At 74.7% G+C, this 17,886-nt stretch carries 17 protein-coding genes and 1 pseudogene; 10 read left to right on the top strand and 8 right to left on the bottom strand.

Features of this window, described 5'->3' with window-relative positions; all coding sequences use genetic code 11:
• Positions 1-103: 103 nt before the first annotated feature.
• From ACPU2J_RS03380 to ACPU2J_RS03395, 4 genes are all read left to right on the top strand, one after another.
• Positions 104-958, top strand: coding sequence for a DMT family transporter (locus tag ACPU2J_RS03380; RefSeq protein WP_365496124.1), 855 nt, complete (start codon positions 104-106; stop codon positions 956-958).
• Between the two features lie 42 nt (positions 959-1,000).
• Positions 1,001-2,053 carry a zinc-binding dehydrogenase gene (locus ACPU2J_RS03385; protein WP_423832708.1) on the top strand — a complete coding sequence of 351 codons (1,053 nt, stop codon included), beginning with the start codon at positions 1,001-1,003 and terminating at the stop codon, positions 2,051-2,053.
• Positions 2,054-2,611: 558 nt separating this feature from the next.
• Positions 2,612-2,926, top strand: a complete 315-nt coding sequence (locus ACPU2J_RS03390; protein WP_423832709.1) for a hypothetical protein — start codon at positions 2,612-2,614, stop codon at positions 2,924-2,926.
• Positions 2,927-3,030: 104 nt separating this feature from the next.
• Positions 3,031-3,423 (top strand): DUF4440 domain-containing protein, encoded by a 393-nt coding sequence (locus ACPU2J_RS03395; protein WP_420081793.1) that lies wholly within the window; start codon positions 3,031-3,033, stop codon positions 3,421-3,423.
• A 46-nt stretch (positions 3,424-3,469) separates the two neighbouring features.
• On the opposite strand, the gene ACPU2J_RS03400 is transcribed toward ACPU2J_RS03395, so the two are convergent.
• Complete coding sequence (locus tag ACPU2J_RS03400; protein WP_420081792.1) at positions 3,470-4,357, bottom strand: hypothetical protein; 888 nt, start codon at positions 4,355-4,357, stop codon at positions 3,470-3,472.
• Between the two features lie 233 nt (positions 4,358-4,590).
• Between ACPU2J_RS03400 and ACPU2J_RS03405 the strand changes: the two genes are divergently transcribed.
• Entirely contained in the window at positions 4,591-5,535 is a 945-nt protein-coding gene (locus tag ACPU2J_RS03405) for an alpha/beta hydrolase fold domain-containing protein (protein ID WP_423832710.1), read from the top strand.
• Positions 5,536-5,662: 127 nt separating this feature from the next.
• Here the strand turns inward: ACPU2J_RS03405 and ACPU2J_RS03410 are convergent, their stop codons facing one another.
• The 3 genes from ACPU2J_RS03410 to ACPU2J_RS03420 form a co-directional block, all read right to left on the bottom strand.
• Positions 5,663-6,337, bottom strand: a complete 675-nt coding sequence (locus ACPU2J_RS03410; protein WP_423832711.1) for an HAD-IA family hydrolase — start codon at positions 6,335-6,337, stop codon at positions 5,663-5,665.
• Between the two features lie 136 nt (positions 6,338-6,473).
• Positions 6,474-7,103 (bottom strand): class I SAM-dependent methyltransferase, encoded by a 630-nt coding sequence (locus ACPU2J_RS03415; RefSeq protein WP_420081789.1) that lies wholly within the window; start codon positions 7,101-7,103, stop codon positions 6,474-6,476.
• 55 nt (positions 7,104-7,158) lie between these two features.
• Entirely contained in the window at positions 7,159-8,166 is a 1,008-nt protein-coding gene (locus ACPU2J_RS03420) for a LacI family DNA-binding transcriptional regulator (RefSeq protein WP_423832712.1), read from the bottom strand.
• A 530-nt stretch (positions 8,167-8,696) separates the two neighbouring features.
• Here ACPU2J_RS03420 and ACPU2J_RS03425 point away from each other — a divergent pair.
• Together ACPU2J_RS03425 and surE are read left to right on the top strand one after the other, a co-directional pair.
• Positions 8,697-9,950 (top strand): MFS transporter, encoded by a 1,254-nt coding sequence (locus ACPU2J_RS03425; RefSeq protein WP_423832713.1) that lies wholly within the window; start codon positions 8,697-8,699, stop codon positions 9,948-9,950.
• Positions 9,951-10,035: 85 nt separating this feature from the next.
• Positions 10,036-10,950: a 5'/3'-nucleotidase SurE gene (gene surE, locus ACPU2J_RS03430; protein ID WP_423832714.1), complete on the top strand. Its 915-nt coding sequence runs from the start codon at positions 10,036-10,038 to the stop codon at positions 10,948-10,950.
• A 57-nt stretch (positions 10,951-11,007) separates the two neighbouring features.
• On the opposite strand, the gene ACPU2J_RS03435 is transcribed toward surE, so the two are convergent.
• Together ACPU2J_RS03435 and ACPU2J_RS03440 are read right to left on the bottom strand one after the other, a co-directional pair.
• Positions 11,008-12,117 (bottom strand): DUF2330 domain-containing protein, encoded by a 1,110-nt coding sequence (locus tag ACPU2J_RS03435; RefSeq protein WP_423832715.1) that lies wholly within the window; start codon positions 12,115-12,117, stop codon positions 11,008-11,010.
• A 100-nt stretch (positions 12,118-12,217) separates the two neighbouring features.
• Positions 12,218-13,168, bottom strand: coding sequence for an NAD-dependent epimerase/dehydratase family protein (locus ACPU2J_RS03440; protein ID WP_420081785.1), 951 nt, complete (start codon positions 13,166-13,168; stop codon positions 12,218-12,220).
• A 71-nt stretch (positions 13,169-13,239) separates the two neighbouring features.
• On the opposite strand from ACPU2J_RS03440, the gene ACPU2J_RS03445 reads away from it, so the two are divergent.
• A complete protein-coding gene (locus ACPU2J_RS03445; RefSeq protein ID WP_423832716.1) occupies positions 13,240-14,193 on the top strand; it encodes a LysR family transcriptional regulator in 954 nt (317 codons plus the stop codon).
• On the opposite strand, the pseudogene ACPU2J_RS03450 reads toward ACPU2J_RS03445, so the two are convergent.
• Positions 14,144-14,440 (bottom strand): annotated as a pseudogene (locus ACPU2J_RS03450) (response regulator transcription factor); the annotation flags it as partial. The gene ACPU2J_RS03445 and the pseudogene ACPU2J_RS03450 overlap by 50 nt on opposite strands.
• A 181-nt stretch (positions 14,441-14,621) precedes the next feature.
• Here ACPU2J_RS03450 and ACPU2J_RS03455 point away from each other — a divergent pair.
• Together ACPU2J_RS03455 and ACPU2J_RS03460 are read left to right on the top strand one after the other, a co-directional pair.
• Positions 14,622-14,918: an FtsX-like permease family protein gene (locus tag ACPU2J_RS03455; protein ID WP_420081783.1), complete on the top strand. Its 297-nt coding sequence runs from the start codon at positions 14,622-14,624 to the stop codon at positions 14,916-14,918.
• A 98-nt stretch (positions 14,919-15,016) separates the two neighbouring features.
• Positions 15,017-16,492 (top strand): condensation domain-containing protein, encoded by a 1,476-nt coding sequence (locus ACPU2J_RS03460; RefSeq protein WP_423832717.1) that lies wholly within the window; start codon positions 15,017-15,019, stop codon positions 16,490-16,492.
• A 61-nt stretch (positions 16,493-16,553) separates the two neighbouring features.
• Here ACPU2J_RS03460 and ACPU2J_RS03465 read toward each other — a convergent pair whose 3' ends face one another.
• Positions 16,554-17,774 carry an RNA polymerase sigma factor gene (locus tag ACPU2J_RS03465; RefSeq protein WP_420082511.1) on the bottom strand — a complete coding sequence of 407 codons (1,221 nt, stop codon included), beginning with the start codon at positions 17,772-17,774 and terminating at the stop codon, positions 16,554-16,556.
• Positions 17,775-17,886 lie beyond the last annotated feature (112 nt).

Genomic DNA, 17,886 nt, shown 5'->3' on the forward strand with positions numbered 1-17,886 from the left:
TCGGGGCTCCCGGAGGGCTCCGGACGGGGGAAAGCCGGGGACGCGTGGAGCGCCGCCCGGTGTCGCTGCCCCGGTCGAAGCCGGACCCGGTGAGGATCAGGGCATGGGCGTCGTCCTGCCGGTCCTCTTCGCGCTGTTCGCGGCGTTCAGCAACGCCCTGGCCACGGTGCTCCAGCGGCGCGCCGCCCTCACCGTGCCGCAGAGCGACGGCTTCCGTCCCGGGCTCGTCCTGGACCTGCTGCGCCGCCCGGTGTGGATCGGCGGCATCCTGGCCGTGATCGCCGCCGGGGTGGGACAGGCCGCGGCGCTGGCCACGGGCGCACTGGCCCTCGTACAGCCGCTGTTCGTGCTGGAACTCCCGCTGGCCCTGCTGATCGCCTCGCTGCTGACCCGGCAACGGCTGCCGGGCGCGCTGTGGCTGGCCGTCGCCGGGGTGGTGGCGGGCCTCGGGATCGCCCTGGTGGCCGCCTCCCCCGCGGGCAACCGTACGGACGTACCGCCCTCGCGGTGGGTGGTGGCGCTCGCCGCGTGCGCCGTCGTGGTCGCCCTGCTGGCGGTGGCCGGACTGCGCCGCCCGCCCGGCCGGTCCCGGGCCGGCTGCCTGGGCGCCGCCACCGCCGTCTGCTACGCCCTCACCGCCGCCCTGATGAAGTCGGCCGTGCACGTCCTCGACGAGCAGGGCCTCGGGGCGTTCCTGACCACCTGGGAGACGTACGCCTTCGGCGCGAGCGGCATCTGCGCCCTGCTCCTGCTCGAACACGCCATGCAGGGCGGCCCCCTGGTCGCCTCGCAGCCGGCGCTCACCCTCGGCGACGCGAGCGTCAGCGTCGCGCTCGGCGTGATCCTCTACGAGGAACACCTGCGCTCCGACTGGTGGCTGCTCCCCCAGCTGCTCGGCGTGGTCCTGATCTGCGCCGGGGTGCTGTCCCTCGCCCGCTCCGGCGACGGGGCGCCCTGAGGGCGGGTAGCGTGCCGCCCAGTCGAGCGGAGGGCGGGATCCATGCGAGCGGTGGTCTTCGAACGGTACGGCGGCCCGGCCGAGGTCAGGGAGCTGCCCGACCCGCGCCCCGCGCCGGGCGGGGTGGTCGTCCGGGTGGAGGCGACCGGCCTGTGCCGCAGCGACTGGCACGGCTGGATGGGACACGACCCCGGCATCGTGCTCCCGCACGTCCCCGGGCACGAACTCGCGGGCGTGGTCGAGGCCGTGGGAACGGGGGTGGTGAACTGGCGGAAGGGCGACCGGGTCACCGTGCCCTTCGTCTGCGCCTGCGGGAGCTGCGCCCAGTGCGCGGCCGGCGACCACCAGGTGTGCGCCCGCCAGACACAGCCCGGTTTCACCCACTGGGGGTCCTTCGCCGAGTACGTGGCGCTGGACCACGCCGACGTGAACCTGGTGGCGGTGCCCGAGGAGCTCTCGTACGCGACGGCGGCCTCGCTCGGCTGCCGCTTCGCGACGGCGTTCCGCGCGGTGGTGGCGCAGGGCCGGGCGGCCGCGGGTGAGTGGGTCGGCGTGTACGGCTGCGGCGGGGTCGGCCTGTCCGCCGTGATGATCGCGGCCGCGGCCGGGGCGCGGGTGATCGCCGTGGACACCTCACCGGAAGCCCTGGAGCTGGCGCGGAAGTTCGGCGCGGCGCACTGCGTGGACCCGTCGGCCGTGGATCCTGCGGCGGCGGTGCGGGAGCTGACCGGCGGGGGCGCGCACCTCTCGCTGGACGCACTGGGTTCGCCCGTGACGGCGGCGGCCTCGGTGGACGGGCTGCGCCGCCGCGGCCGCCACGTACAGGTGGGTCTGCTGCCCGCGGCGGCGGGCGCGGCGGCCCTGCCGATGGAGCGCGTGATCGGCTGGGAGCTGGAGATCCTCGGCAGCCACGGGATGGCGGCCCACGCGTACCCGCCGATGATGGAGCTGGTCCGCAGCGGGGCACTGCGGCCGGAACTGCTGGTGACCGCGACGATCCCGCTGGACGCGGCGCCGGCGGCGCTCGCCGCGATGGGCACGTCGCCGGGCCGCGGGGTCACCGTCGTCCTGCCCGGTGCGGTCGCCCGGGGCTGAGCCGGATCGGCCGGCGGTCCCGGCCGCCCGGGCGGCTGCCCGTAGGATCGCCGTGCGCGGGCGGAGGGTCCGTACGGCAGGGGTGGGTGGTGGACGTGGGTTCCAGGAGCGCGGTCCCCGGTGCGGCGGTGGCGTTGGCGGCGGCCCTGCTGCTGGCCGGCTGCTCCGGCGGCGCGGACGGGCGGGACGACCCGGCACCGGCCTCGTCCCCGTCGGCCCCTTCCCCCTCGGGCAGCCCGGCTCCGTCGGGCCCGTCCGGCTCGCCGCCGGCGGCGGAACCGGGCCCGACGGCATCCGGGGACCCGTCACCGCGCCCGAGCACGGCGGGCACGGGCACGGGCACGGGCGGTACGGCGGGTTCGGGCGGTACGGCGGGGTCGGCGGGCGCGGGCTCGGGCTCCCCGTCGGCATCCGCCCCGCCCCCTCCGTCGCCCTGGAAGCCACCGCCCTTCGACCCCAAGGACCCGTCGGTCCCGAACTACACGGTGCCCCCACCGATGCGCTGAGTCCGGTGGGCATCGGGCTGCGTACGCTGAGGAGCGCGCCGAGGGAAGGGACGTGTCCGTGGCGAGAGAAGCCCGGCTGGTGGTCGGCAACGACGGCGAGGAGCCGCTGGAGCTGATCCTGGAGCCCTGGGGCGACGTGCATCGGATCGTGCCGGGAGAGACCGGTGTCGTCCTCACGCACACCTCTTCGGAAAGCGGCGCGTGGCCCGGAACGCGGCTCGGGGACGAGCCCTTCGAGGTCCGCCTCGGGCCCGCCTGGCTGACGGTGTGGGTCAACGGCGACTGCTTCCACCTGTATGACAGGAAGGGCGACGAGATCGAGCCGTACGTCTACGGAGGGTGCCCCGCCCAGCAGCCGTCCGCCTGAAGCGGCCCCGGGCCGGGCGGAACGACCGGCTACCTGGGCCCCTGCGTAACGGGGCGCGGCAACCCGGTTGCGGCGGACCCGGCGGTGTGGAGGAGGATGCCCGCATGGACCGGGACCGGGAAGCCGATGACGTGCGCGCAGCGATCGCGGGCGAGCTCCGCCTCATGGACCCCGTCGTACGCGGTTCGCGCTCGCTCGCACGGGAGTTGCTGCACCCGGACTTCACGGAGGTCGGCGCTTCGGGGCGGCGGTGGACCTGCGACGAGATGCTCGCGGCGATGCCCGACATGGACGGGGCGGCGGAAACCGGTCCGCGCTACGAGCCCTCGGCCTTCACCGGCGTCCTGCTGGCGCCCGGGCTGGTGCACCTCACGTACGAGACCACGCTGAACGGGAACCGGGCACGGCGCAGCTCGCTCTGGCACAGCGAGGGGACGTCCGGGACCTGGCGGATGTACTACCACCAGGCCACTCCCGTCCCGCCCGACGGCAGGTGACCGCGAACCCCCCGATGGCGAGCGCCCGTTGCCCCGAGGACGACCGCTACGGGCCGGAGCGGGCGGACCGGGCCGGCGGGAGGGCACGGTGGACGAGACGCAGGGCCGGCGAGGGCCGGGGTTCCCAGACCCCGCGGTCCTCGTACGGCCAGGCGTAGACGGGCGCCCCGTCCCGGACGCAGCCCAGCAGGCCCGGGGCCGGGAGCTCCCCGGCCGACCACGTGTAGAGCTGCTCCAGCCGCGGGACGATCACGCCGTAGTCGAGGAGGCGGCCGAAGCCGATCTCCCGCTCCAGGTGGGAGCGGACCGAGCCACGGAGGGGGTACTCGTCGGGGAGCACGCGGGACAGCTGCAGGAAGATCCCGGTCATGCCGAGCCTCGGATCGCCGAGGAGGGGCGCGAGCGGACGCAGCGGGCCCAGGGAGAGGCGGGGCGCGGCGACGAGGGCGTGGGCGTAGAGCACCCGGCAGAGCACGACGTTCAGGAAGAACCGCTCGGCCTCGTTCTCCGCCTCCGCCAGAGCGCGGTGGTCGAGGTAGGCGGCGACCACGCTCCCGTTGTGCGCCCGGTACCAGGCACGTGCGGTGGGGCGGGCGACGAAGGACAGCCAGCTCGCGACCGTGGGCGAGGAGGCCGGTCCGGGCAGCCCGCCGCTGAGACCGACGGCCTCGCAGCCGTCGCGGAGGATGCGCTCGTTCACCGCCCGCCACCACGGGCTGCCGGGCCGGTCGGAGGTCTCCGGCCGCAGCACGCCCCGGCGTACCTGCCAGCCCATGAACGAGAGCGCCGCCCTGCGGAACGGCAGGTGGCGCGGCGCCCGGCCGAACGGGCCGGAGTAGCAGCGCCCCATCAGGGCGGTCCGCCCGGCGGGGTCGTCACGGACCCGGGCGACCTGTCCCGCCGCCCACACCGCTGCCGTCACGCCGGACGTCATGACCACAGGATCCCACGCGGCCGGCCCACGGCGCCCGACCGTGCCGTCGACGGTCCGCCGCCGCGCGGGTGTCTCGTGTAACGACTCGCCTCTCTGGCGTATCCACATGCTTGCCGGGAGGGAAAGGGCGTCGCTAGAGTCTTGCTTACACGTGTAACTGAGCATGCGTGCGCGGGGTGGACGGCTTCCGGCCGTGTCCGCCCCGCCGGAACCGCCGACCTGGAAGGGCCGCCATGACGCAATCTCCTCCGGCCGTGTTCGACATCGCCGAGACGGCCTGGCCTCCCCCGCCGTACCGGCCGCCCGTGCCGCCCGTGACGGGCGCGGACGGGGTGCGCCGCTTCGACGGGATCACCTACGCCACCACGCCCGGCTACCGTCCGCGCCTGCTCGACGTCCAGCTCCCGGCGGGCGACGGCCCCTTCCCCGCCGTCGTCTGGATCCACGGCGGCGGCTGGCTGGACGGCGACCGCCGCTACCCGCCGCCGACCGTGCCGGCCGAGCTGCTCCACGGTTCCGTCCTGGCCGCCGGGCTCGCCCTCGTCTCCGTCGACTACCGGCACAGCCTCGAAGCGCCCTTCCCCGCGCAGCTGCACGACGTGAAGGCCGCCATCCGCTACGTCCGCGCCTTCGCCGGGGAACTCGGCATCGACCCGGACCGGATCGGCGTGTGGGGCGAGTCCGCCGGCGGCCACCTGGCCGCCCTCGCCGGTCTCGTCGGCCCGGGCGGGCCCGGGCTGGAGGGCACCGAGGGAGTCGGCTCCGGCGACACGGGGGTCCTCGCCGTCGTCGACTGGTACGGGGTGTCCGACCTGGTCTCCCTGGCCGACCATCCCATGCCGGCGCTGCCGCCGGGCGTGGAGTTCCCGGACCCGTACGTGGCCCTGCTCGGCGCCTCCGTGGCCGACCGCCCGGACCTGGCCCGGGCGGCCAGCCCCGTGACCCACGCGGCCGGCTCCAGCCCCCCGCCCTTCCTCCTCGTCCACGGAACCCGGGACGGCCTGGTCCCCTACAGCCAGAGCGAAGCCCTTGCCGCCGCCCTGGAGGCCGCCGGGGGCGAGGTCGCCCTCCGGCCGGTGGACGGCGCGGACCACATCTTCCTCGGCGCCCCGGACATCACCCCGATCGTGCAGGAGAGCGTCGCCTTCCTGGCCGCCAGACTCACACCCCGCACCTGACGGCGCCCTCCCGTCCGACCGCGGCCGTCCGGGGCCCTGGACCGCCGGCCGCGGCGGCCGGGTGGCACCGTGCCCTGTGGGATGTCAGGGCTGCCGACGAGCGGGTGCTCGCCGAACTTCGGCGCCACTACCCGGGCGCCACGGACCTCTGAAGGACCCCGGACGCGAAGGCGAGGATCGCTGGGGCTGCCTCCCGCAGACGGGCGAAGTGGCGGTGCACACCGTCGACCGCCGTGGGGGTGTTGACGCCCCACACCGTCATCCCGGCGCGCAGCCCGGACTGCACCCCGGAGGGGGCGTCCTCGATGACCAGGCAGTCCCACGGCTGGGCACCGAGTTGCGCGGCCGCCTGCAGATACGGCACCGGCGACGGCTTGCCGTCCGCCACGGCGGCCGCGTCCACGACAACCTCCGGGACCGGCAGGCCCGTCCGCGCGAACCGTCCACGTACCCGGTGCTCGTAGTTCGAGGTCACCAGGGCCCAGCCCCCGGGCTCCAAGGCGTTCAGCAGTTCCGAGGCGCCGTCGAAGGCCGCATACGAGCCGGCCCGGACGTCCTCGTCCTCCAGCTCGTGCAGTGCGGCCAGGCACTCGTGAGGGTCCCGGTCCGGGGCGACCTGTGCGAACGCCTCCGTCGGCCTCGTCCGCAGCGCCACTCGGTGGACCTCGTCGGGATCGAGTCCGTACTGCTCCGCCCACGTGCGCCAGACCAGGCGCTGGTTGTCCACGGCATCCATCAACGTCCCATCGACATCGAACAGGACATACCGCTCGGCACCGGGACGGCTGCGCTCACTGATCACGCCTCGATCACGCCATCAGGCCCTGAGCATGCGGTGTGCGGGACGAGCCTCGGCAGGCGAGCGGCGCAGCGCCCCGTGCCAGGAGCATGGCCTCGGCCGGCGCGAGCCGCCCGGGGCCGCGAAGCCCCCTTACCCATCAGGGTCGTCGGGCCAGCACATGGGCGTCGAGGAAGCCGCGTTCGGATGCCGGGTCGTGGAGGAGACGGGCGAACGGGACGAGCCGCGCGCCGGCCATCAGGTCCGCGAACCGGTCCACGGGCCAGCTGTAGGCCGGGGTCACCTTGTGGTCGAAGCGGACCGGCTCCGGGCCCTCCGCGGCGAAGAACGAGGCCAGCAGCAGCCCGCCGGGGGCCAGGACCCGCGTCAGCTCGGCGAGCAGGGCGGGGAGCTCCTCCGGCGGTGTGTGGATCGTCGAGTAGTGGGCGAGCACACCGCCGAGCGCGCCGTCCTCGACCGGCAGGGCCTCCATGGACGCCTCGTCGAACCGCAGCGCCGGATGGGCCCGCCGGGCATGTCCCACCATGCCCGGGGAGAGGTCCAGCCCGAAGGCGTCCAGACCCAGGTCGTGGAGCATCGCCGTCAGGTGTCCGGGTCCGCAACCGACGTCGGCGGTCCTGAGGTTGCCCGTGGCGCGCACCAGCTCGGCGAAGGTGCCCAGCATGGTCCGCGAGAACGGCTGGTCCTCCAGCCGGCCGGCGAACAGCGAGGCGTACAGCTCGACGACCCCGTCGTAGGCCGCTCTGGTTTCGTTCCGGTGCTCCGCCACGGGGACGAAGCTAGCATCCGCGGGCTCCCGCGGACCGGGGTGCTGAGCCGGGCCGTCAGGAACTCAGGCGCTGCACCAGGACGGGCTCCACCGAGGGCACCTGCGCGGCCGTACCGGTCTCGATCAGCTGGTGCACGACCGCGGCGATCCGCGCCGCCGAGGGCAGTTCGAGGCGGACCGTGGTGAGCGGGGGGTGCTGGAGCTCCGCGAGCACCAGGTCGTCGCAGCCGACGACGGCGACCTCGTCCGGTACGGCGATCCCCTCGGCCTGGAGCGCGTGGAGCAGCAGCGCCGCGTACTCGTCGTTGTAGGCGAACACCGCGTCCAGGCCCAGGCGGCGCCAGCTGCGGGCCAGGGTGCGGGCGGAGTCCCGGCTGTAGGCCAGCTCCACCGGGGTGACGGTGGCCAGGTGGCGGGCCGCGACGGATTCGGCGCCGGCGAGGCGTGGCCGGGCCATGGTGTCCAGGCCGCGTTCCTTCGGCACGACGACGCCGATGCGGGTCCGGCCGCGGGCCACCAGGTGCGCGGCCGCGGTGGCACCGATGTGCGCGTGGTCGAAGCCGACCGTGTGCACGCCGTCGACGGGGTGGACCGCGAAGGCCAGCAGGCCCCGTACGCCGGCCCGGGTCAGCAGGTCGGCGGCCCGCGAGGTCAGGCGGTCGCCGTCCAGGGTGACGACGGCGGCGGGGCGCAGTTCGGCCCAGGCCCGGGCGGCGTCGAGCGGGTCCGAGAAGCGGCCGGCGTGGAGCACGGCGGTGTAGCCGAGCCGGTCGAGTCCGCTCTGCAGGTCGTCGACCCAGTCGCTGACCAGACGGCCCACCGCGGAGATGGACGCGGGCATCAGGACGAGGTTGCTGCGGCCGGCGCGCAGGGAGCGGGCCGCGGCGTGCGGTACGTACCCCAGGCGGCGGGCGGCCTCGAGCACGCGGTCGCGGGTGCCCGCGCTGACCCGGTGGCCCTGGGTGTCGTTGAGGACGAAGGACACCGTGGCACGTGACACCCCGGCGAGCCGGGCCACATCGGCACTGGTGATCGACGCCGGGACCTGCGCGTCTCTGGCCATGACGCCCCCTCGGCGTTCTCGTGCGCGGTATCTCCCCTGCCAAGTTACACGAGTCAGACGGCCTCGCCGGAGGCAGCACTCCCGGTCCGCGGGCTCGGGACGGGCACGGACGTACGGCACCTCGGCGGCGTCGCGCGCCGTGCGGCACGGCGTATTGCCGTCGCGCGACAGCGACCCCTGCGCTGCGCGGGCCAGGTCGACATTCGCGCTGCCCAGCGGGGCCGCTGGCTGGTTACACGTGACGGCATCGCATGCGAAAGAGCGGTCACGATCCGCGCAACAAAGCCCCCCAGGGCCTGGCGGTGGCTGGAATCCGGTGCTAGAACATGCCCATCGCACTTGGTGACACGTGTAACAAGCCACCGCACTCACCGTTCCACGCCGTGTTCCGGCCGCCCTCCCGCATGCCCCGCGGCAGCCCGCCGCCCCTGCGCCCCGCCCCGCGGCACTCTCCCCTCCCCCACCCCGCCCCGCGGCACTCTCCCCTCCCCCACCCCGCCACCGTCCCGCTCCGTCCCCGAGGAGTCGTCATGGCCACGCACGAAGTCGTCGATCCGCCCGTCCCTCCCGTCCCCGAACCCCCTCGCCGGCGCGGGCTCATGCTCCTGCTGCTCGTCGCCAACTCCGCGATGATGGCCGTCTACATGGGCGTGGGATCCGTCCTCCTGCCGACACACATCGCCGCCATCGCGCCCGATGACAAGGTCGCCGTCCTCGGCCTGATCGGGGGCGTGAGCGCGGTCTTCGCGACCGCCTGCAACCCGATCGCCGGCGCGCTCTCCGACCGCAGCGGCCGTCGCAACCCCTGGATCCTGGGCGGGGCCCTGGCCTCGCTCGCCGGCCTCGCCCTGCTCGGCAGCGTCACCACCGCGCTGCTCGTCGGCATCGCCTGGTGCCTGGTGCAGGCCACCATGAACGTCTACCAGGCGGCCGTCACCGCGATCGTGCCCGACCGGATATCGGCGGCCCGGCGCGGCACCGCCTCCGCCCTGGTGGGACTCGGGCTGCCGCTCGGCGGGACGGTCGGTGTGCTCGTGGCCGCACAGACCGCCGAGCACCTGCGCACCGGCTACCTCCTCTTCGGGGCGCTCGTCGCCGCGGCCGCGCTGCTGCTCACCGGATGGTGCAAGGACGTACCGCGTACGTGGCCGGCCGCCGACCGGCCCGCGGTGCCGGTCCGCGCCCAACTCGCCGCCTTCCTCTCCTCCCTGGCCCACCACGACTTCCGGTGGGCGTTCATCGGCCGGGCCCTGATGGTCCTCGGCTACTTCTCCGTCGTCGGCTACCAGCTCTACGTCCTCGACGACCACATCGCCCTCCCCGCAGGGCTCACGCCTCCCGCGGCGATGGCCGTCCTCACCCCCGTGTCGATGACGGCGATGGCGCTCTCCACCCTGCTGGGCGGGCTGCTGTCCGACCGCTGGGACCGCCGCAAGGTGTTCGTCGGGGTGTCGGCGGCACTCGCGGGCGTCGTGATGGTGATCCCGGTGATCAGCCCGACCTGGGCCGGCATGCTCCTCTTCAGCGCGCTCAACGGACTGGCCTTCGGCTGCTTCATGGCCGTGGACACCGCGCTCGTGACCCTCGTGCTGCCCCGGGCCGAGGACGCCGCGCGCGACATGGGCGTGCTCAACGTCGCGAACGCCGGCCCGCAGATCGTCGCGCCCTTCGTCGCCTCGGCCGTCGTGACGACCTTCGGCGGCTACACCCCGCTGTTCCTGGTCGGCGGGGCGCTGTCCCTGATCGGCGCGCTCGCCATCCTCCCGATCCGCAGCGTGCGCTGACTGCCGTCCCCGGCCCGCCCCCCGTTCCCCCCTCCCTCCGCCTTCTTCCTCCCCCCGTGCCCCTCTCGTCGCCCAAGGAGAACCCGTGAGACGCACAAGAGTCCTGTCGCTGGCCGCCCTGCTGCTGTGCGCGCCCGCCCTGGCCGGTACGGCGCCGGCCTCCGCGCTCCCACCGCTCCAGGGGCCGGCCTCCCGCGGGCCGTTGCGGATCCTGCTCACCAACGACGACGGCTACGACGCGCCCGGCATCCGCAAGGCCTTCGACCGGCTGACCGCCGCCGGGCACGACGTCACGATCGTGGCCCCGCTCACCAACCAGAGCGGCACCGGCACGAAGGTGCTGAGCGGTCCGGCCCTCGCGGTGAGGCACCCCGCGCCGAAGGTCTGGGCCGTCGACGGCACCCCCGGCGACTCCGTCGCCTTCGGCCTGTCCGAGGTCTTCGCCGGACGCGCTCCCGACCTGGTCGTCTCGGGCACCAACTTCGGCCCGAACGTGGCGGGCCTCGCCACCCACTCCGGCACGGTCGGCGGCGCCGTCGCGGCGCTGGAGAACGGTGTTCCGGCCATCGCCCTGAGCACCGGCGGCCTGTCCGCTCCCGACCCGGTGACCACCGTCAACGCGATGGACCCGACGCTGGACTTCGCCGTGAAGCTCATCGACCGGCTGCGGTCACGCGCACGGTCCGGGCCGCTGCTGCCCGCGGGGACCGGGCTGAACGTCAACCATCCGGTGGTGGGCGCGGACGGCCGCGGCCGGGCCTCCGGGGTCTCCGCGACCTTCCAGGACGCCCAGACCCTCCTGGAGCCGGACTTCACCGACGCCGGCGACGGCACCTGGAGGGTGACGGTGAAGGTGGCCCTGCGGCCGGCCGCCCGGGGCAGTGACGTGGAGGCGGTGGGCGCCGGGCGGATCGCGGTCAGCCCGATGAACGCCGACTGGAACCCCGGGCCCGCCGACCGGGCGGTGGCCGCCGCCCTCCTCGCGGGACTGCGCCCGTAGCGGCTGCCGCGCCACCCGGCCGGGCCGCTCCCGGCCGGCGTCGGCGGAACGCCCCGCTCAGACGGCTCCGGCCCCGGGCCCGGCCACCGGTACGGCCATGGTGCGCCGGCGGCGGGCCCGGACCAAGGAGAAGGACGATCCGGCCACCGCGACGGCGACACCGGTGACGGTCAGCAGCCAGGCCGGCACGCCGCCCACGGTGAGCAGTTCGTCGTGGAAGACCGTGCGGCGGTACGGGGTGTCCGCGGCCGCGGCGCGCAGTTCGTGGTCGGCGTGGATCCGCCCCGGCTCCGGGAACTCCTGGTCGATCGCCGTCAGGAACGTCGGCTTCCCGGCGACGAGGGTGGACAGCGGGCCGCTCTCCGGCCGCACGGGGCCGGCGAAGGTCACCTTCGGCGCGGCTCCGCCGATGGCGGAGGCGGGCTCCATGCGGTGGTCGGCCAGCACGTACAGGCCGAGGGACTGCGGTGTGCGGGCCATGCGGGAGAGCCGCATGGGGTAGACCAGCCGGTCGCTGGCGAAGCTGATCCGCAGCGGGTCCAGGTCGCCCCGCAGCACCGTGCCCGGTTCGCGGGGGGCGAGGCGTACCGCCACGTACTCCCACCGCTGGTCCACGTACGGCCGGACCTCGGTGGCGAGCCGGTCGGAGAGCTCGAAGCCGTTGCTCTCGAGCCAGTTCCTCAGGGCGTCCGGGTCCGTGGCGGTGAGCCGTGCGACGTCGAAGTCGCCGAGCTGCTCGCGGCCCACGACGCCGACCGGGGCGGCGGCGGGCGGGGCCGCGGCGCCCGCCCCGTCGCGGGTGCCGGAGGAGAAGGGCCAGTCGCGGTCGCGCGGCCAGAAGTAGCTGCGGCTCCGGTGCTCGGGCCGGGTCAGGTCACGGAGTTCGTCGAAGAGGGCGCCGTCGCCGAGCGCCACCGTGGCCCGGCCGGGCACCGGCATGATCCATGCGGCCCGGCGGGCGTCCCCGCGGACGGTGAACCGCATGACGATGTCCTCCGTCCGCCCGTCCCAGCGCACGACGGACGTCTCTCGGTCCACCCCGATCCGGGACTGCCCGTCGGACACCATCGCCCCGCATCCGCAGGCGTACGCGGGGCCGACCAGCGCCGCCACCTGCGTCGCGAGCAGGGCGAACAGCAGGGCTACGATCCTTCGACTCCTCCACACGGGGTCTCAGACGAAGGCCCGCGGGATCCGGTTCCGCCCGCCGGGCGGGGCCGGCCGGGAGCCCGCCCGGGCCGCCGCGGCCGGCCCCTACCTGCCCCCGTCAGGCGCCGCGGGCGGTCTCGTCCACGGCCTCGGGCAGCCAGTCGCCGACCCGTCCGAAGCGGAAACCGAGCGCCGTGGCGCGGCCGTTGTCCATGGCGTAGGGGCGGTCGAAGGAGAAGGGGGAGGCGGGTGCGCCGGCCGGGACGGTCCGCAGGCGAGCCCGCCGCCCGAGCCGTGCCTCGACGGTGCGGCACAGTGCGCGCACGTCGTGGGCCTCGTGCGAGGCGGCGTTGACGGGCCCGGTGAAGGTCCCTTCCGCCGTCCAGTGCAGGAATGCGGCGATCTCGTGGTGGTGGATGAACGAGGTGGCGTACGGGGCCTCGTGGACGTCGACGGGCGATCCGCCGCCGATCCGCTCCACGTAATGCGCCAGCCGCCCGGTGAACTCCGCCCGCCCGCCGCCGAGTACGTGTGCCGTCCGGACGCTGACGTACGGGAAGGGCGGCTCGTGCAGGAACACCGACTCGGCCTGCCGCTTCCCTTCGGCGTAGGCGTACGCGGGGTCCGCGTCCCGCCGCGCGGCGCCCGCCGGGTCCCGCAGCAGCGGCCGCAGGGACTCCTCGCCGACGGGGGCGGGGACGGCGACGCGGTCCGGGAACGGGACCGAGCCCGCTGCCGGGACCGGGGCCGGGAGCGTCGCGGGGTCGTACACCTCCATCGTCGAGGTCATCACGTAGCGGCCGGTCCGGCCCGCGAACACCCGGCGGGCGATCGCGGCCTGGTGCGGGGTGTAGCAGACCTGGTCGACGACCACGTCGAAGTCGCGCGGGCCCAGCACCTCCCGCAGCCGCTCCTCGTCGTCGCGGTCGGCGACGAGGTGGCCCGCTCCCGGGGGCGGTGAGCCGGAGCCCCGGTTGAGGACCGTCACCTCGTGCCCCGCGTCGCGTACGCGGGTGACGAGGGTCCTGCCGAAGTACCTGCTGCCGCCGATGACGAGAATCCGCTTCATGGGTCCGACTCTCCCGCTGTATCGTCCCCAGCGGAACCGATCACCCGCTGAACCGGTCGTAAGGAAAACTGATGATCGATGTGCAGCGGCTCCGTGTGCTGCGGGCCGTGGCCGAACACGGCAGCTTCAACAAGGCGGCCGGAGCGCTCCTGCTGACCCCGTCCGCCGTCTCCCAGCACATCGCCGCGCTCGAACGCACCCTCGGCCACCCGGTGGCGGTGCGCAGCACGCGCGGGGTCACCCTCACCGAACCCGGGCGGCTGCTGGTGGAGACGGCGGAGACGATCTCCGCCGAACTGGACCGGGTCCGCGGCGCGATCGACCGGCTCACCGCGGAACGGCCCCGCCTCACCGTCGCCACCTTCACGAGCGGTGGCCGCCGGCTGCTGCCGGCCGCGCTGTCCCGGTTCGTGGCCGCGCATCCCGAGGTGGAGCTGACCGTGCGGGAGGCCGAGCCGGAGGACGCCGTGCCGCTGGTGCGGCGCGGGGTGGCGGATCTTGCGCTGGCCTACCACTTCGACGGGCCGCCTCCGGTGCGGCCGGACGAGCGTCCGGCCCTGGACTGGGTGCCGCTGCGGGAGGACCCGTTGTCGCTGGTGCTGCCCCGGGGGCACCGGCTGGCCGGCCGCGACGGTCTGGAGCTCGGTGAACTGGCCGCCGAGCGCTGGGTGCTGGGCTGCCTGAAGACGGAGGCGTTCCTGCGCCGGTACGCCGGCCAGGCAGGATTCGAGCTGCGGGTGGGGGCGTCCACCACCGACTACTTCTTCGCGCAGACGCTGGTCGCCGCCGGGGTCGGGGTTTCGCTGGTCCCCCGGGTCGCCCTGGCTCCGGGGACGGAGCTGGTGGTCGTACCCGTCCACCCGCCGCGTCCCGCCCGGCACATCGGCCTGGTCCTGCCCCGTCGGCGCCGGCCCCAGCCGTACGCCGAGGCCCTGGCACGCGCCCTGACCGAGGCCGGCGCGGACGAGGCAGCCGTCAGCGCCGGGGGCCGGACCCCGCCGGGGGCGCCTGCCGCTCCGGCGTGACGGAGCCCGGGGCCACCAGGCCGGTCTCGTAGGCGAGGACCACGGCCTGGGCACGGTCGCGCAGCGACAGCTTGGCGAAGATCCGGGCCACGTGCGTCTTGACGGTGGCTTCGCTGAGGGTCAGCTCGTGCGCCAGCTCGGAGTTGGAGCGCCCGTGGCCCATCAGGGTCAGCACCTCGCGTTCGCGCGGGGTGAGGGCCGCCAGCTGACGGCGGGTGTCCGCGGTGGCGACGGTGTCCGCGGCGGCGGCGGCGGCCGAGGCCGTCGATCCGGCCCTGCGCGCGTCGGTGCCGGACGGCCGCAACGCGGGGACGACGACGGTCGTCGCGTTCGCGTCGGTGTTCACCGTGCTGATCGGTGTCGTCGCCTCGCTCGGTGTCTTCAACACCGTTCTCCTGAGCGTCCGGGAACGCCGCCGCTAGCTGGGCATGCTGAAGTCGATCGGCATGACCCCGCGCCAGGTGGTGGCGATGACGGTGGCCTCCGTCGCCGTTCCGGGGCTGGCCGGGGGGCTGTTGGGCCTCCCGCTGGGCGTGCTCGCGCACCGGCTGGTCGTGGACGACGTGGAGGTGATCACCTTCCCGGAGGCGATGAAGGACGTCTGGAGCGCCCCGCACGTGGCCGGGCTGCTGCTGGCCGGTGTCGCGATCGCGGTCGCCGGGGCGCTGGTCCCCGCCCGGTCGGCGGCCCGCATGACGATCGCGGCCGCCCTGCACACCGAGTAGCGCCGTGTGATCCGTCCCGCACGGGTGATTCCGTCACCTCCCCGGCCCGGGGGTCGTTAGGGCCTGGGGGTTGGCCAGGGGGACGAAGGGATGACGGAATGCGGCAGTTTCCTCTGGAAATGCACCGGATGGCACCCGGCCGGGTGGTCGAATGGCGGCTCGGACACGCGGCGCAGGGCGGCGGCGAGGGCGACCCGGCGGGCCGGAAGGCGTCCTTCAACCAGGACAAGCACTTCACGGTGGCGGAGGTGAGCCGGGGGGCGGACGACCCCGTCGCGTCGTGGATCGCGGTCACCTTCGAAGTGGACGGTCCGCTGGACGAGCCGGCGCTCGCACAGGCCCTGCTGTTGTTCGTACGCCGCCACGAGGTGCTGCGGTGCGCGTTCAGCCGGCTGGCCGGCGAGGTGGCGTGCGAGCCGTTCGACCCGGCCGGGCTGACCCTCCGGCCGGAACCGGTGGGCGAGTTCGCGACCTCCGAGGAGCTGGTGGCCTTCCTGTCGGACCGCTTCAAGCGGAGCATCGACACCCTGTCCTGGCCGCTCTTCGTCATGGGTGCGGTGGTCCGGGAGGAGTCGTCGACGGTCTACCTGGCCTTCGACCACATCGTCTGCGACGGCATGTCGATGCCGATCGTCGTCCACGAGGTGGAGACCGCGTACGAGGCCCTGTGCGGCGGCGGTGCCGCCGCACTGCCGCCCGCCCCCAGCTACCTCGACTTCGCCGAGGAGCAGCGCCGCGACTACCTGGCCATCGACGCGGACGATCCGCGCCTGGGTCACTGGAAGTCCTTCATGGGGCCGGCCGGGGAGTTCTTCCCCCGGCTTCCCCTGGACCTCGGGGTGGAGCCGGGCCGGATGTACCCGATCGTGAACGAGGCGTCGACCCTGCTGGACGCCGCCGAGGCCGAGGTGTTCGAGAAGACCTGCCGGGAGGCGGGGGGCCGGGCGTTCATGGGGATGCTCGCCTCGGTCGCGGTCTGTCTGCGGGAGGCCGGCGGGCCAGGCGTCTACCGCGGGCTGATGCCCGTCAGCGAACGCGGCCGGGACACCTGGGCGCATTCGGTGGGCTGGTTCGTGAACACCCTGCCCATCGAGTTCGACGCCTCGCCCGGACGGGACTTCGCGCAGGTGATGGCGTCGGTGCGGGCCGGTTTCGGCGAGATGATGGCGCACCTCGACGTGCCGTTCGTGCGGGCGTGGGAACTGCTGGCGCCGGTGGAGTTCGCCTCCGGTTCCTGGCCTTACCCGGTGAACTTCTTCTCGTACATCGACATGCGCAAGTGCCCCGGCGCCGAGCGGCACGACGACTGGCGGCCGACCACGCACGTGTGGTCGGCGCGCGCCAACGGGGCCTGTTCGTGGTTCCAGCGGGACGCGGACGGCATGCACATGAACTCGATCCACGTGGACACCCCGGCGGCACGCCGCAGCATGGGCGACTTCCAGGAGGCGCTGCGCCTGACGGTCCGGGAGGTGGCCCGCACCGGAGGTTTCCGGCGGCCCGTCGCGCTGACCGCGCCGCGCCGCCCCGTGGGGAGCCCGCTGGACGTGGCCGGGGCCGCCCGTCGCGGCTGACGCGCGGGGCGGGTGGAGCGCACGTGCCCGCCGGCCTCGGCGGGGTGCGCGGGCCGGTGGTTCAGAGGCGGGCCGCCCTCCGCTGCAGGAGGGCGCGCTCCCGGGCGTTGCGGGTGAGCGAGGCGGCGCGTTCGTACTCGTCGCGGGCCTCGGCGGTCCTGCCGAGCCGCTCCAGCAGGTCGCCGCGGACGCTCGGGAGCAGGTGGTAGGAGGCCAGGGCCGGCTCCGCCGCCAGGGCGTCCACCAGGGGGAGCGCCGCCGCCGGCCCCTCGGCCATGGACACCGCGACCGCCCGGTTGAGTTCCACCACGGGGGACGGGGTCAGCCGCACGAGCCGCCCGTAGAGAACCGCGATCCGGGACCAGTCCGTTTCCTCGTAGCGGACGGCGGCAGCGTGACATCCGGCGATGGCCGCCTGCACGGAGTAGGGGCCGTTGCCGGCACGGCCCATGGCCCGGGCTCCGCGGGCGATGAGGAGACGGTTCCAGCGGGCCCGGTTCTGGTCGGCGAGCAGCACCGGCTCGCCGTCGGGGCCGGTACGGGTGGCGATCCGGGAGGCCTGGAACTCCAGCAGGGCGGTGAGGCCGTGCACCTCGGGCTCCTCGGGCATGAGGCCGGCCAGGACGCGCGCCAGCCGCAGGGCGTCCTCGCACAGGGCGGGACGGACCAGGTCGTCGCCGGAGGTGGCCGAGTAACCCTCGTTGAAGATCAGGTAGATGACCTCCAGGACCGACGAGAGCCGGGCGTCGCGGTCGGCGCCGTAGGGCACCTCGAAGGGGACGTCCGCCTTGGCCAGGGCTCGTTTCGCCCGCACGATGCGCTGTGCGACGGTGGCCTCCGACGCCAGGAAGGCACGGGCGATCTCCTGGGTGGTGAGTCCGCCCATGAGGCGCAGGGTGAGCGCGATGCGGGCCTCGGTGGCGAGGAGCGGATGGCAGGCGGTGAAGATCAGCCGCAGCAGGTCGTCGTCGATGTCCTCGGGGTCGGCCGGTTCGGCGGGCGGCGGGACGTCCTCCAGACTCCGGCCGACCTCGGCGAGTTTGCGCGCGTACGTCTCCTTGCGGCGGACGAGGTCGATCGCACGGTGTTTGGCGGTGGCGGTGAGCCAGGCGCCCGGGCGGTCCGGGATGCCCGACCCGGGCCACTGCTCCAGCGCGGCGACCAGGGCGTCCTGGGCGATCTCCTCGGCGATGCCGACGTCCCGGACGATGCGGGTCACGGCGGCGATGATCCGCGCCGACTCGATCCTGAACACCGCTTCGACCGCCTGGGCCGTACTCACTGCCGTCACGGCCACCCATCAGAGCAGCCGTGACGGAGCAGGGCAAACACGAGGCGGGCCGACACCACCCGGGCAGACGCGGCGCGTGCGCACCGGACGCGGCGAACCGGCC

It is taken from the genome of Streptomyces manipurensis (assembly GCF_049570255.1).
Lineage (GTDB): Bacteria > Actinomycetota > Actinomycetes > Streptomycetales > Streptomycetaceae > Streptomyces > Streptomyces manipurensis.

What these genes read in the sequence shown, in the direction of transcription:
- ACPU2J_RS03420 (WP_423832712.1), bottom strand. Translation starts at nt 8,166, where the DNA reads ATGGCCAGAGACGCGCAGGTCCCGGCGTCGATCACCAGTGCCGATGTG.
- ACPU2J_RS03395 (WP_420081793.1), top strand. Translation starts at nt 3,031, where the DNA reads ATGGACCGGGACCGGGAAGCCGATGACGTGCGCGCAGCGATCGCGGGC.
- ACPU2J_RS03440 (WP_420081785.1), bottom strand. Translation starts at nt 13,168, where the DNA reads ATGAAGCGGATTCTCGTCATCGGCGGCAGCAGGTACTTCGGCAGGACC.
- ACPU2J_RS03460 (WP_423832717.1), top strand. Translation starts at nt 15,017, where the DNA reads ATGCGGCAGTTTCCTCTGGAAATGCACCGGATGGCACCCGGCCGGGTG.
- ACPU2J_RS03380 (WP_365496124.1), top strand. Translation starts at nt 104, where the DNA reads ATGGGCGTCGTCCTGCCGGTCCTCTTCGCGCTGTTCGCGGCGTTCAGC.
- ACPU2J_RS03405 (WP_423832710.1), top strand. Translation starts at nt 4,591, where the DNA reads ATGACGCAATCTCCTCCGGCCGTGTTCGACATCGCCGAGACGGCCTGG.
- ACPU2J_RS03455 (WP_420081783.1), top strand. Translation starts at nt 14,622, where the DNA reads ATGCTGAAGTCGATCGGCATGACCCCGCGCCAGGTGGTGGCGATGACG.
- ACPU2J_RS03385 (WP_423832708.1), top strand. Translation starts at nt 1,001, where the DNA reads ATGCGAGCGGTGGTCTTCGAACGGTACGGCGGCCCGGCCGAGGTCAGG.
- ACPU2J_RS03400 (WP_420081792.1), bottom strand. Translation starts at nt 4,357, where the DNA reads ATGACGTCCGGCGTGACGGCAGCGGTGTGGGCGGCGGGACAGGTCGCC.
- ACPU2J_RS03445 (WP_423832716.1), top strand. Translation starts at nt 13,240, where the DNA reads ATGATCGATGTGCAGCGGCTCCGTGTGCTGCGGGCCGTGGCCGAACAC.
- ACPU2J_RS03425 (WP_423832713.1), top strand. Translation starts at nt 8,697, where the DNA reads ATGGCCACGCACGAAGTCGTCGATCCGCCCGTCCCTCCCGTCCCCGAA.